Origin of the sequence: Rhizobium sp. AB2/73 (genome assembly GCF_020871915.1) — a bacterium.
GTDB classification, from domain to species: domain Bacteria; phylum Pseudomonadota; class Alphaproteobacteria; order Rhizobiales; family Rhizobiaceae; genus Rhizobium; species Rhizobium dioscoreae.
The window spans coordinates 810,710-823,717 of sequence record NZ_CP067073.1 but is presented as its reverse complement, the minus strand read 5'-3'; the positions used below and the strand labels follow the sequence as shown (position 1 = coordinate 823,717).

General features: G+C 60.4%; 11 protein-coding genes and 1 pseudogene. 5 read left to right on the top strand and 7 right to left on the bottom strand.

Annotated elements, in window-relative coordinates; all coding sequences use genetic code 11:
* The first annotated feature begins 4 nt into the window (after window positions 1-4).
* A complete protein-coding gene (gene traD / locus I8E17_RS29845) occupies window positions 5-220 on the top strand; it encodes a type IV conjugative transfer system coupling protein TraD (RefSeq protein ID WP_069610808.1) in 216 nt (71 codons plus the stop codon).
* Window positions 207-2,143, top strand: a pseudogene (gene traG / locus I8E17_RS29840) (Ti-type conjugative transfer system protein TraG). Before traD ends, traG begins: the two are co-directional and overlap by 14 nt.
* Before the next feature lie 397 nt (window positions 2,144-2,540).
* On the opposite strand, the gene I8E17_RS29835 reads toward traG, so the two are convergent.
* The 7 genes from I8E17_RS29835 to I8E17_RS29805 form a co-directional block, all read right to left on the bottom strand.
* Window positions 2,541-2,885 carry a hypothetical protein gene (locus I8E17_RS29835; RefSeq protein WP_113366227.1) on the bottom strand — a complete coding sequence of 115 codons (345 nt, stop codon included), beginning with the start codon at window positions 2,883-2,885 and terminating at the stop codon, window positions 2,541-2,543.
* A 65-nt stretch (window positions 2,886-2,950) separates the two neighbouring features.
* Complete coding sequence (locus I8E17_RS29830; RefSeq protein ID WP_219511697.1) at window positions 2,951-3,805, bottom strand: DUF932 domain-containing protein; 855 nt, start codon at window positions 3,803-3,805, stop codon at window positions 2,951-2,953.
* A gap of 446 nt (window positions 3,806-4,251) precedes the next feature.
* The gene (locus I8E17_RS29825; protein WP_113367574.1) at window positions 4,252-5,850 is read right to left on the bottom strand and encodes an IS66 family transposase; all 1,599 of its coding nucleotides are present in this window, start codon (window positions 5,848-5,850) and stop codon (window positions 4,252-4,254) included.
* Window positions 5,851-5,919: 69 nt separating this feature from the next.
* Window positions 5,920-6,273, bottom strand: a complete 354-nt coding sequence (gene tnpB, locus I8E17_RS29820) for an IS66 family insertion sequence element accessory protein TnpB (protein WP_113367575.1) — start codon at window positions 6,271-6,273, stop codon at window positions 5,920-5,922.
* Complete coding sequence (locus I8E17_RS29815) at window positions 6,266-6,712, bottom strand: transposase (protein WP_162750996.1); 447 nt, start codon at window positions 6,710-6,712, stop codon at window positions 6,266-6,268. Before I8E17_RS29815 ends, tnpB begins: the two co-directional genes overlap by 8 nt.
* 221 nt (window positions 6,713-6,933) lie before the next feature.
* On the bottom strand, window positions 6,934-7,245 hold the full coding sequence (locus I8E17_RS29810; RefSeq protein ID WP_069614993.1) for a DUF736 domain-containing protein: 312 nt from the start codon (window positions 7,243-7,245) through the stop codon (window positions 6,934-6,936).
* Window positions 7,246-8,213: 968 nt separating this feature from the next.
* Window positions 8,214-8,801 carry a TetR/AcrR family transcriptional regulator gene (locus I8E17_RS29805; RefSeq protein WP_162750880.1) on the bottom strand — a complete coding sequence of 196 codons (588 nt, stop codon included), beginning with the start codon at window positions 8,799-8,801 and terminating at the stop codon, window positions 8,214-8,216.
* 248 nt (window positions 8,802-9,049) lie between these two features.
* Between I8E17_RS29805 and I8E17_RS29800 the strand changes: the two genes are divergently transcribed.
* The 3 genes from I8E17_RS29800 (at window position 9,050) to I8E17_RS29790 (ending at window position 13,001) form a co-directional block, all read left to right on the top strand.
* A complete protein-coding gene (locus I8E17_RS29800; protein ID WP_113366230.1) occupies window positions 9,050-10,312 on the top strand; it encodes an HlyD family secretion protein in 1,263 nt (420 codons plus the stop codon).
* Window positions 10,309-11,892: a DHA2 family efflux MFS transporter permease subunit gene (locus I8E17_RS29795; protein WP_229002229.1), complete on the top strand. Its 1,584-nt coding sequence runs from the start codon at window positions 10,309-10,311 to the stop codon at window positions 11,890-11,892. The genes I8E17_RS29800 and I8E17_RS29795 overlap by 4 nt, the downstream gene beginning before the upstream one ends.
* A gap of 767 nt (window positions 11,893-12,659) precedes the next feature.
* Window positions 12,660-13,001 (top strand): hypothetical protein, encoded by a 342-nt coding sequence (locus I8E17_RS29790; RefSeq protein ID WP_162750881.1) that lies wholly within the window; start codon window positions 12,660-12,662, stop codon window positions 12,999-13,001.
* The last annotated feature ends 7 nt before the right edge of the window (window positions 13,002-13,008 follow it).

The following is a 13,008-nucleotide window of genomic DNA, read 5'->3' as shown; positions in this document are numbered from 1 at the left end:
TCGGATGGCGAGAACGACGACATCCGATGCCCGCAAGAAGGACACACGCGAGAAAATCGAACTCGGCGGCCTGATCGTCAAGGCTGGCTTGCGATATGAGAAACGCGCGCTTCTGCTTGGAGCGTTGCTCGAACTGAACGCCCGGCTGAGGTCGGACGAAGGCGAGCGGGCGCGGCTGATCGCGATCGGTGTGAAAGCGTTCAGCGATGACGGCGAATAAGCTTGCTCTCCTCGCCGCGCCAATCGTGCTGATGATGCTTGCCGTCCTCGGCACGGCCGGTATCGAGGATTGGCTATCGGCCTTTGGAAGGACGGAGGCCGCGAGGTTGGCATTGGGTCGCGTGGGCATCGCGACGCCCTACGTCACCGCTTCGGCCATCGGCCTGACCTTCCTGTTCGCGAGCACGGGCGCGACCGGCATCAAGTTCGCGGGTTGGGGCGTCGCCGCCGGGAGCATGGTGACGATCCTGATCGCGGCGATACGCGAGACGACACGCCTCATGTCATTCGTCGGTCAGGTTCCGGCGGGTGGGTCCATCGCCGCTTATCTCGACCCCGCAACGATGATCGGCGCGGTGGCCGCATTGATGGTGGGAAGTTTCGCGCTGCGAGTGATGCTCATCGGCAACGCCGCCTTCGCCCGCGCCGAGCCGAGGCGTATCCGAGGGCGCAGGGCGCTGCATGGCGAGGCCGACTGGATGAACATGCGGGACGCGGCGAGGCTTTTTCCCGACACCGGCGGCATCGTCATCGGCGAACGCTACCGCGTCGACAAGGATAGCACCGCGGCGCGTCCCTTCCGCGCGGGCGACGCCGAGAGCTGGGGCGGTGGCGGCAAGGCATCGCTGTTGTGTTTCGACGGTTCTTTCGGATCGTCGCACGGTATCGTTTTCGCCGGTTCGGGCGGTTTCAAGCAACGTCCGTGACAATCCCGACGGCCCTTAAATGGGCCGGCGGCCTTGTCGTGCTGGACCCCTCGAACGAGGTCGCGCCAATGGTGCGCGGGCATCGCGAAGCCGCCGCGCGCTTCATCCGCCTTCTCGATCCAAAGGAACCCGAAACCGGGTTCAACGCGCTCGATTGGATCGGTCGGCATGGCGGAACCAAGGAAGAGGATATCGCCTCGGTCGCATCGTGGATCATGAGCGACAGCGGCGGCCCGCGCGGCGTCCGCGACGACTTCTTCCGCGCATCGGCGCTTCAGCTGTTGACCGCGCTGATCGCGGACGTCTGCCTATCCGGGCATACCGACACGGCGAACCAGACCTTGCGCCAGGTTCGTTCGAATCTGGCGGAACCGGAGCCGAAACTGCGCGAGCGACTGCAATCCATTTACGAGAATTCCAACTCGGATTTCGTCAGGGAGAATGTCGCCGCCTTCGTCAACATGACCGCGGAAACCTTTTCTGGCGTCTATGCCAACGCGGTCAAGGAAACGCACTGGCTGTCCTACGCCAACTATGCCGCGCTCGTGTCGGGTTCGACTTTCTCGACCGACGCGCTCGCGGATGGCAAGACCGATGTGTTCATCAACATTGATCTGAAGACGCTCGAGACGCATGCCGGCCTTGCGAGGGTGATCATCGGATCGTTCCTCAACGCGATCTACAATCGCGACGGCGCGCTGGAGGGCAGGGCGCTCTTTCTCCTCGATGAGGTTGCCCGCCTCGGCTACATGCGAATCCTGGAGACCGCTCGCGATGCCGGCCGCAAGTATGGCATCACGCTGACGATGATCTACCAGTCGATCGGGCAGATGCGCGAAACCTATGGCGGCCGCGACGCCGCGAGCAAGTGGTTCGAAAGCGCGAGCTGGATCTCCTTCGCGGCGATCAATGATCCCGAGACCGCCGACTATATCTCGAAACGCTGCGGCATGACCACGGTCGAGATCGATCAGGTCAGCCGCGGTTCCCAAGCGAAGGGTTCATCGCGAACGCGTTCGAAGCAGCTGGCCGCCCGGCCGCTGATCCAGGTGCATGAGGTTCTTCGCATGCGAGCGGATGAGCAGATTGTGTTCACGGCCGGGAACGCGCCACTTCGGTGTGGCCGTGCGATTTGGTTCCGGCGGGATGACATGAAGGCCCGCGTCGGCGCGAACAGGTTTCATCGCGACGTGAAGACGTCCGAAAGACCTGACTGATCGAACCGACGCGCGGTCCAAGAAGCAAGGCCGATCCCCAAAAAAATGAAGAGCATCGGAGAAATCAGCAGGGCGCCGGCCGCCGGCCGGGATTTCGGGAATTCTCGACGCGCGAGGAGCGGACAAAGGGCAGCCGTGGGAGCTTCAACATCGTGGCCCGAAGGGAAAGCGGGACCGACTGCCCCGCTCCTCGCGCTCCGCTTTTTCAGGGGCGGGCGGGGAGCATCGAGGGGTGGGGCGCGAGGGGCACCCCTCGACCTGTCCCGCGCGGCTTGGAGAGCGGCGCGGGACAGGCAAGCCGACGACAAACCAATCTAGCCTCATCAATGTCGCCAAGGGCGTTGGCGCGATCTTCGCCGCTGCTCGCCTTCGATACTAATCGGCGGAAAGTGGCGATTTAGCCCTGGTCGATTTCCTTCGATGTCGCGACCGCCAGGGCCTCGTCTGCCTCCTTGGAGAGTGTAACGAGCTCGAGGATCGGGCGAGGGGCCGAACAAAACGCGAGGCGATCGCGCACGATGCAGGAAAAGCCGCTATCGGTCGAAACGCGAAACCCTTCCGGGATCTCCTCCTCAAACCATCGGTCACCCGCTTCGATGCAGTCGCGAATATCGTTCAAGGTGACGAAGGACGCGCCACCCCACGACGAGGGAACGCGCCCGTGAATTGCGTTGGCAAATGCCATGGGACGAACATGCCCGTTGATCTCCCGCGAATTGGAGATGGGATGAACAGTGTTCATTGGTATTTTCTCCGATAGAATGGACATGAATGTGAAGCGCCGCCAGGGCGGCGGCTCTCCCGCGATCACCGCGCGCTTTTCAAGGCCGCCATCCTTTCCCCGAGCAGCCAAAGCGCCTTGTTGAGCTTGATGTCCTGATCGATACCGTTCACGGCGCGGGATTTCACGCGACGGCGCCCGCCAAGATCGTCGCGGACAACACCACGCAATCCGACCTTGATGGCGTTTTCCTGCACGACGTTCCAGACTGTCCAAAGATCGTCGGCGCGGTCGTCATGACGGCGGGGGATCAGCAACTGTTCGGCCTTGATCGGCGTCGTGGTCTCGCCATCCTTGTCTCCAAAGCGCAGGACATGGGCGGCGTCCGCGAGAATATCCCTCTCATCACGGTTCAATCGCAGGGTTGACCAATCCTGTGGGGCGACAAGCGTGCGTTCGGCCTCGCCAAGCACGCGATAGGTCCCCTCGATAACCTTGTGCTGGACATCGCCGGAATGGCGAACCTTGATGGCATCGATGGTGCCGGTCCGCGTCACCAGGGAATTGAGGCAACGAACCCGAAACAGTCCCGCCATCAATTCATAGGCGCTGGTGCCGTCATTGGCATTCTTGAGGAGGATTTCGCAAACGGTATCGCCGACATTGTAAACCTTGCCGTCGTCGATGCGGCGCAAGCGGATCAGATGCTTGGTGAAGTCGGCTTTTCCCTCAATGCGACTGTGCGACTGCTTCGCCCCGACCGGCATGAAGCCTTCCCGGACGAGACCCCGCAGAATCTCGATGGTGGGAATAGGCCGGAAGCGTTCCGACCGGCTTTCATGGGCGGTCACCGCGAAAATGGAAGGGGCAATGCGCCGCATTTCGGCTTCAGTCAGCGCGCGGCCAGTGTCGAAACGCGCGGTCTCGGTATAGATGCTCATTGTCAGTCTCCATTGGTTACGGTTGCCATCCGAAGGGCAAGCCCCTCGGGCGAAGCCTCCCCGGTCTTGCCTGGGGAATGGCCTCTGACATTCCCCGGGACAGAGAGGGGAGGGCGAAAGCCCGCCCCACGGCGGCGAACGGGACTGTCAAGCGGCGTGGCGCGGAAGCCGGGGTATCTTCACGGGTCCGCTTGCGGACTGGCGCGGAAGATGAACCGGCTTCACGGGCCGCTTGACCGGCCTGGGCGGCGATGTCAGGGGCGAGCAAATTGAAGCGGCCCGGCACGGGCCTCATGAACGGATGCGTCAGCGCTGCGTTCGATAAACGACCGTTATCGGCGGAAGAACCGTAAGCGCTAATTTCGGGGGTTATTAAGAGGCGATTTTGCGGTCTTCGGCCTGGGGATTGCCGATTACTTTATGATTTGAGGTTGGATCGTCGCGAATCAGACGGCGGCTTCAACACTCGAGCGCTTGGGGAAGTTGAAGGGGAGCAGGTCGTCAATATTGTCGTCGGGACGCCGCTGGGGCAGTTCCGCGAGGACGTGTCGCAGCCACGCAAGGGGTTCGATGCGGCATGCGCGGCAGGTCAACATCAGACTATAGATGACGGCACTGGCCTTTGCTCCGTCTACGGTATCGCTAAAGAGCCAGGATTTTCTTCCCGTTGCAAAGATTCTGATGTCTCGTTCCAAAAGGTTGTTGTCGATCGGCATGTTGCCATCTTGGGTGTAGCGGATCAGGTATTCCCACTGGTTCCGCGTATACGAGACCGCATCCTCAAGCTTGCTTTCCGGCAAAACCTTCGGGGCAATCTTGTCGAGCCATTCCTTGAGGGCATTCAGGACGGGAATGCTGTGCTGTTGACGAAAGCGACGAATACAGTCAGCCTGCGTTTCACCATCATTTGGCTTTTCCTCGCGAGCCTGTTTTTCAATCCGGTAAAGTTGCTCGAAGAATTTCAGCGCCTGTTCCGGTGGTCCCCCGCCTTTCTTTCTGGCTCGCAGCGCCTCGACAAAGCGCCGCCGTGAATGAGCCATGCACCCGATATGGGTGGCACCTTTCAAGGTGCGCCAGGCCGCATAACCGTCGCTCACCAATATACCGCGATAATCTCCAAGGAAGGCTTGCGGATATTGCTGCCCTCGACCGGGCTGATAATCGAGCAGCACGATCGGTTCGTCACTATCCTGGCTGCTGCGATACGCCCACATGTAGGATATGCTGGTGGGAGTCTTGTCCTTTTCCTTCAGCACCTGAACCGTGGTCTCGTCGCCGTGGATGAGGGAATGGGATCTGAGCCGCAGTTTTAGCGCGTCATAGATCCGATGCAGATGCTTCTCGCTGGAACCGATCACCCAATGTCCGAGAGCCCCACGACTAACGGGAACGCCAGCCCGTTCGAAGGCCTTGCTCAACCGATAGAGCGGTGTGCCGTCAACAAACTTGTGAACGAGCGCGAAGGCCAGCGTCGAAGCCGTGGCGATGCTGCCCGGCAAAGGTTGCGCAGGCATCGGGGCAATAACGATCGGTGTTTTGATGCCGGTACGGTCGCAGTTTCGGCACGCATATTTGGCACGCGCATTCTGCAAGACCTTGGCCTTCACCTCGATGTGAAGCTGCTCGGTGACCAGTTCACCCATGCGATGCAGCCGGCGACTGCAACATGGACAAATCTTCTGATCGTCGGGGAGGTCGTATTCGACACGTTCGCGTGGCAGGTTTGAAGGAAGCGGTTTACGTCCGCGCTTTTTGCCTTGCCCCGCCTCGGTGTCCGGCAATCCCGTCTCTGGCAATTCAGCGGTGTCCACATCATCGGTATCGGCGAGGTCTTCGTCCGCATCTGCCTCAAGGGCAGCCTGTTCGGCTTCGTTGAAGACGCGATCAACACCCTTCTCACTACGCGGAGCAAAACGGTGCAGTCGCGCCAGGGCCAATTCTTCCTCAAGTTTGAAGACACGTTCGGAGAGCTTCTGGTTCTCCGCTTGCAGCGCAGCTATCTGCGCCATCAGTTCTTCAACAGTGGGGTTGTCGGTTCGATTCATCCCAATGCTTGAATCGAACGCGACCAACGGCGTCAATAAATGAATTCAGATTTTGTTACGATATTCGCATCAACCAGCAATTCTATATTGCCGTACCGGATGGCGAACCATCGCATCGATATCGATACCGTCAAGTAACCAGTGTAATTGTTCCGTCGTAAGCTGCACTATTGTTTCCTGACGCTGTGGCCAGCGGAATTTGTCGTCGGTCAATCGCTTCAATATGAGCACAAAGCCGGATCGATCGAAGAACAAAATCTTCATTCGGTCCCGACGCCGGTTGCAAAATGCAAAGATCGCTGGCGTGAACGGGTCGAGTTCCATCTCCTCCTGGACAAGGACTGCAAGGCTGTTGATCCCGCCCCGGAAGTCGATGGGATCACGGTGCAGATAGACCTGAACGTCAGAGGCAAACTTAAACATCCCTAACCGCTCCGATGACGGCTGTTAATGTCCGTACATCATCGCATTCCAGCGATAACGTCACACCGTTGGGCAAAGTCACATTCAGCTTGGTGACAGAAGAGAGTGACGCCACCTTCGCAGATGCCAGCTGCATCGCGCCAGGATTGCTCGCAGCCAAATCCAGCGCGTGAGCACTATTATGTCCAGGTATGACGCCACTTGTAGCAGGCTCGATGCGAACCGGAATAAAAGCCGACGCCAAAGGTGGCGATGGTGACAAGGCTTCCATTTCCGCTGCCTTGTGCTTACGCACCCATTTGCGCACAAGGTTCGTATTTATCCCGTGATCAATGGCAACGCGCGACAGCGATGCGCCGGGCTCAAGGGCGCAAGCAACAACCTGCTTCTTCCATGCACGATCGTAGTGATGGTTGCCTTGCCGGTCGACAAACAGCACGTGCGGTTTGTCTCCATTCGCTCCCATAGTTCCCATCGGTGTCCACCCTTTCAGTCGGTGGACACCCTTTGCACCACTCCATTCAACCAATGAAGGTGCTTAGAAATGAGCGTTTACGAAGAACCGGGTGGTGCCATCAACATCAAACGCGCTCCTTCGCGGAATGCGCCTCGGCAAGCAAATTGAGAAAAGGCCCCGCCTGATTGGCGGGGCCCCGGATCTCAATCGCGGCTCGGGCGGGACCAGATGAGCTGGTAGCCATCCTCGCCTTCGACCTCCGTGAGCATCGCGTAGATCGGGGAGGGGAAGCTCGGATCGTCCAGCTTGACCGAGAGATAGTCACGGTCGCTCTCGCTGGAGCGCTTCTGCCAGGCGGCGCCGAGCTCAACCGGACCGGCGTAGACGCGGAAGTGCGGACCCTTGTCGGAGGGGCTTTCCACGCGGGTAATGCGTGCCTTTACGTTGAGGGCGAGGGTGCGGATTGAGCCGACGAAGCCGCTTTCAGTCGAAGTGAAGGTGCCGATGGTAGCCATTTTCCTATTCCTTTTGCTGTTTCGAGCCGCTCCATTGCGGCTCGATGGCAGTCACAAAGGCCGGGGACGATCAGACCGCACCCCGTGGGGCCGGAACACGGTGGAGGGCGGCGCGGAGAGACTTTCTTGTCTCGCGAGGAATGACGGCGAAGCCGGAAGGGGATGAAAGTCTCGTGGCACCGTTGCGGGAAGATGAGCGAGGCGCAGCCGTTCTCCGGTCAGACCTGCCCCATCGAGCCCGCATGTGGAGCGGCGGCGAATTGGCAAGGGAATATGACATTGGCAATCAGCACGGGGAAATTTCGGACAGATGGCCATGTCCGGCTCAACTGGACCGCCAGACTGACATGAAGGCATGCGCATTCCCTCGCGTGACGTCCGACGAGGGTCGCGCTCGCGGGCCAAACTCGCAGTCATGGAGTTGCCGCGCGATTGGTCGCTTGGAGGAAAACCGCTTTAGCGCACAAGACCGTTTGTCACCGAGTCCAAGCACTCCCGGAAGCGGAGACCCAACACTCCGAATCGATCGATCTCGGGGGAAATTGGATCTCAGCACCACGGAAAGGCCACGTGACCCCGCGAGCCGGCGAGGAAACCGGCACCACCAAGAGCGGCGGCCGGCATTGACGCCCCATCCGGCATGAAGAGCATCAAGCCGCCTTCCAAGCGTCCGCCATGGGCCGCGGTCCGTGGAGGCACCCCCGCTGTCGAGCGCGCGGCCAGCCCATCGACATGTCGTCGCGCTATCGCGAGCGCTTGCGGGAGCGGCTTGGACAGCACCGGAGACGCTTCGGCCGGCACGCTCGGACCTGACTGACGCTCACCGGCGGGCTCCGTTTCGCTGGGAGCTGCCTTGACGCCGCTGTCGCGCCCTGCTCACCCGCGCGGCGGGGCCCCGCGAGGAACGATTTACAGGCAGCGCCGGAATATCTAGGCCTGTTGCCGCGATCTCGCGAAGGCCATGACCGTCAAACGCCGCTGTAGCCGCAGCCGCGTAGGAAAAAAGTGGCCGCCTCGCGTGCATGATCTTCCATTTGCGACTTCACAGGCGTCAGATCGGCATGAAATAGCGAAGAGATCATCATCGGCAGCAACACCAGATCGATGAAGTATCGGGTCGTGGCTTCAAGGCTGGCCGGCGCGAAGGCGGGCAATGGCTTGAGTTCCTCGGCCTCCGCTAACTCCGCCACGAGTTTCATCGCGGTAGCCGTTCCGTGTGCTCGCATGGCGTAGTGGATCGTCGTCGCCAGATCCGGATGGCGGGTCGCTTCACCGATCACGCTGCGTATGAGCCCGATGGTCTCCGACCTTATGGCCCGCTGGAGGATCAGGACCCCCGCGGATTGGAAGCGTTCAAGAATGCTGCCCGATGTGGCGGAGGCGACCATCTCGCCGGATTTTTGCGCCCAACGGATGACGACTTCCCTGAACAAGGTCTCCTTGTTGATGAAGCGCGCATAGATGCTCGGCTTGCCGGCCCTCGCCACCTCGGCGATCTCGTCGATGCTGGCGCCCTCATAACCTCGGGCGATGAAGACCTGGAGCGCGGCCTGCAAAATTCTGTCCTCGACTTCCCCCGCCCTCTCCCTCGGGGGGCGCCCACGTCGCGTCGAATTTGTCTTCCCCGGTATAATCTGGGGTTTTGCCATCTCTCGCGGCATGACGGACCTCACTGTTTTTTGATTGGCTCGGACGCGGTTTAGCACCCTCCGCAGCTCTTGACTAACACTCCGATCAGTTCTACGTCAATATTTAAATTGAACGTTTCGTTTCAATTTAAGCCTAGTGACGGAAGAGGTAGAAGATGAGCACGCCTCAGGATGAGACCCTCGGAAAATTAATCGTACTGGAGCCGAAGAGCGCCGGTACCAAGGTAAATCATGAGCAAGGCGGCCTGCCGGCCGAACAGGAAAGAGCGGAAGCACCACGACCCGCCGATAAACCCCTATCCCTCGACGAAAACGAGACGCCGGAGCCGGATGATCCCGGTCATGAGGATGCGACTGGCAGCCCCTCCCGGCGCCGGTGGGTGCTCCTGATCGGCGGAAGCGCACTTGCCGCGTCGGCGGTGGCGGCCTTTCTCTACTGGGACGACGCCTCTCATTATGAGAGCACCGACGATGCCTTCATCGCCGCGCGTCAATATGCCATCACCTCTCGGGTAGCCGGCTATATTTCTTCCGTCCCGGTCACCGACAACCAGCACGTAGCGAGCGGCGAGGTAATCGCCCGCATCGATGATCGCGACTACCAGACGGCTCTTGAGCAGGCCCAGGCGCAGGTCGCAGCGGCGAACGCCAATATCAAGAATACAGAGGCGCAGAAGCGGGTTCAGCAAGCGAATGTGGAAGAAGCCGAGGCGCAGGTCGCACAGGCCGAGGCCAATCTCGTCTTCGCCCAGCAGCAGAACGACCGTTATCAGGGACTGGTGAAGAGCGGCTCCGGCACTCTTCAGGAAGCGCAGCAATATACCTCGCAACTGCACCAGCAGCAGGCCGCGCTCAACAGCGATCAGGCTTCGCTGACCGCCGCGCGGCGTCAGCTGGATGCCTATGACTTCCAGATCGCCAACGTTGAGGCCACTCTCAAGCAGGATCAAGCCCAGCTCGACCAGGCCAAGCTCAATTTATCCTACACGACGATGGCGGCGGCTCAGCCTGGTCGAGTGGTGCAGTTGTCGGCCGGCGACGGCGAATATGTGCAAGCGGGCACGAATCTGGCGATGTTCGTGCCGGACAAGCTCTGGGTCACGGCCAACTTCAAGGAGACCCAGCTCGATCATATGCGTCCAGGCCAGCCGGTAACGCTGACGATCGACGCCTATGGGGGACGTACGATCCATGGCCATGTCGCGAGCGTGCAGCCGGGATCGGGAACGGCATTCTCATTGCTTCCCGCGGAAAACGCCACTGGCAACTATGTGAAGATCGTCCAGCGCGTTCCCGTGAAGATCGAGCTTGATGACGTGCCGAGCGATCTCGCGTTGGGCCCCGGCATGTCCGTCGTCCCGACGGTGCGCACCAATGCCAGCCCCTCTTTGTGGGAAAGCCTGAGGAATGTGTTGTGAGCACGAACGCTGCCGCCGGATCGGCGCCGAACCCTTGGATCATCGCGATCGTCGTCGCGCTTGCCAGCTTCATGGAAGTGCTTGACACAACCATCGCCAACGTCGCCCTGAACTATATTTCCGGCGGCCTTGGTGTCAGCCAGGACGAAGCGTCCTGGGTCGTCACAACCTACCTCGTTTCCAACGCCGTGATCGTGACGGCCACGAGTTATCTCGTGCGAATTCTCGGCCGCCGGACTTTCTTTCTCGGCTGCCTCGCACTCTTCACCATCAGCTCCGTTATGTGCGGCTTCGCGCCCAATCTGCAATTCCTGCTGCTTGCCCGCATCCTGCAGGGTATCGGTGGCGGCGGCATGGTGCCGGTCGCGCAATCCATTCTGGCCGACAGCTTTCCACCTGAAAAGCGGGGGCAGGGCTTCGCCCTGTTCGGCGTAGCCGTCGTCGTCGCCCCCGTGGTCGGGCCGACATTGGGCGGGTGGCTTTCGGATAACTTCTCATGGCACTGGTGCTTCCTGATCAACGGCCCCGTCGGCGTCTTGACGCTCGCCGCCGTTGCCATGCTGATCAAGGAGCCGGCGGGCGCCAAGCAAGAACGTGCCCAGAAACGCGGACGGGAGCCTGGCTTCGATTGGATCGGCTTCGGGCTAGTCGCCACCTTCCTTGGAATGCTGGAGCTGATGCTCGACAGAGGACTGGAGGACGATTGGTTCGGCTCCAGCTTCATCGTCGTGGCGGCTGTGATCTGCGCGCTTGCCTTCCTGCTGATGATCCCCTGGGAACTGCGGCACCGAAATCCGGCCGTCGACATCAGGATGCTGGTCGGTCGTCAGTTCGGCACCTGCTTTCTGGTGATGATGGCAACCGGCGCGCTGCTGCTCGCCACGACGCAATATCTGCCACAGCTGGTTCAGCAGAATCTCGGCTACACGGCCACATGGGCGGGGCTGATGCTGTCGCCCGGCGGCGTAGTCACCATGGTCATGATGTTCGTGGTCGGTTTCCTCTCATCGAAAATACAGCCGAAATATCTGATCGCGATCGGCGCCGGCTTCGTCGCCCTGTCGATGTATCAGGTAACCAGCGTCTATGGCGCCGTGGGATTCTGGTATCTCGCCGCGGCCCGCATGCTGCAGGGGATCGGCCTGCCATTCATCTTCCTGCCGATCACCTCGGCTTCCTATGACGGAATTCCCGCCAGCAAGACCGACCAGGCCTCCGCGCTGCTGAACGCCGCCCGCAATACCGGCGGATCGATTGGCGTGTCGTTGATATCCAACATCATCACCCATCGCGAACAGTTCCACCAAAGCCGCCTGGTGGAACACATCATCCCGTCGAACGGCGCCTACCAGGATACCTACGGTCAGTTGAGCAGCTATTTCATGGCGCAAGGAAGCTCACTTTCCACCTCCCATCAACAGGCACTCGCCTGGATCAATCAGCAAATTCAGAGCCAGGCTTCGTTTCTTTCCTATGTCGATGCTTTCTGGGTCCTGACGCTGATCTCGCTCGCGGCCATCCCTCTTGCCTTGACGCTGCGCAACGTGACGCTCGGCAAGAAGGCATCCATGGGACATTGATGCGCCGTCACTCCCGGCCGGAGCTTTCGAGGCGACGGAAGTTCCGACCGGGACGAGCCGGCCGCGCATACTGTGAGCGCAACCGTTCATCCGTCCATTGCGATGCATCGACGGTCTTCCTGAACAAAAACCTGACAGCTGTCAGGGTTTTGGCCCAAGCTCGCCAGAGGGGTGACGCGAAGTATATCGCCTCCGTGTCGGTCGCCGGGCGACGCGCACCTACCAAGACAGCCCTTCTAGTAGCCGCCGTTTGCAAAACCCTGACAGCTGTCAGGGTTTTCGCGCGACCACCAAAGCCAGACCAGACTCGCTCCAGCGAGAACGAACTCCCAACTCCAAAGTTGAAGGTCGCCTCCCACCGGCCGCGATCATTACCCGCGAATATCGCCATTACCGCTACTCGCGCTCAGCGAACTTCCAACACGTTCATCGATCATACGCGGCTTTCCTCGTGGCGATCCTGGCGCATCCTGCCGCCAGGTCGCAATGCCGTGTTGATTACCGCGAATTCCATCACCCGTGGCCGCGAGCTCGGACACCCTGGAACAGCCGCGGCAATGTTCGCAAGCCGCGCCGACCGACGTGCTCGGGATGAACGGCGCGCCTGCTCTAGCAGCCGAGTTCCTCGCATGGATACGATGGGCGGCAGCCCCATCTGGTCCATTCTGGTCCATCGAGGCCTGTTCGCCTCGCGTTCATTCGCTCGCGATCCGACTTTCCGCGCGACTTTTTCATTCGCCCGTCCAATCCGGGAATCTTGCTGTTCCATGGAGCTTTCTTCCGGCAGCTCGTTTACGGCGGAAAGCAGTATCATTGCGCGCCCGGTGGTGCTTCCAACGACCTTTCCGGCCGTCGCCGCCGTGCTCGGCCGCCGCAGGATGCTGCTTGCAGACAGGGATGGACATCTATTGGGGCGCACGGGAGAATCCGCGATCGTCTTGCCGGAGCGGTCTCTTTCACCTCGACCGCCGGCCCGGCAGCAGCTACGCAACCTTCGCAATCAATGGGCAGCCAATATATTCGCCAATCAGCTTCGGCCATCGAAAAGCCAGGAAAACTTCAGCTTGCCGGTTCTGGCCAATGTTATTCACGCCTGGCCAGAAGCATAAATAGCTG

Excerpts from the sequence above, each read along its gene's own strand:
- traD (WP_069610808.1), top strand. The coding sequence starts at position 5 with ATGGCGAGAACGACGACATCCGATGCCCGCAAGAAGGACACACGCGAG.
- I8E17_RS29835 (WP_113366227.1), bottom strand. The coding sequence starts at position 2,885 with ATGAACACTGTTCATCCCATCTCCAATTCGCGGGAGATCAACGGGCAT.
- I8E17_RS29830 (WP_219511697.1), bottom strand. The coding sequence starts at position 3,805 with ATGAGCATCTATACCGAGACCGCGCGTTTCGACACTGGCCGCGCGCTG.
- I8E17_RS29825 (WP_113367574.1), bottom strand. The coding sequence starts at position 5,850 with ATGAATCGAACCGACAACCCCACTGTTGAAGAACTGATGGCGCAGATA.
- tnpB (WP_113367575.1), bottom strand. The coding sequence starts at position 6,273 with ATGTTTAAGTTTGCCTCTGACGTTCAGGTCTATCTGCACCGTGATCCC.
- I8E17_RS29810 (WP_069614993.1), bottom strand. The coding sequence starts at position 7,245 with ATGGCTACCATCGGCACCTTCACTTCGACTGAAAGCGGCTTCGTCGGC.
- I8E17_RS29800 (WP_113366230.1), top strand. The coding sequence starts at position 9,050 with ATGAGCACGCCTCAGGATGAGACCCTCGGAAAATTAATCGTACTGGAG.
- I8E17_RS29790 (WP_162750881.1), top strand. The coding sequence starts at position 12,660 with ATGGAGCTTTCTTCCGGCAGCTCGTTTACGGCGGAAAGCAGTATCATT.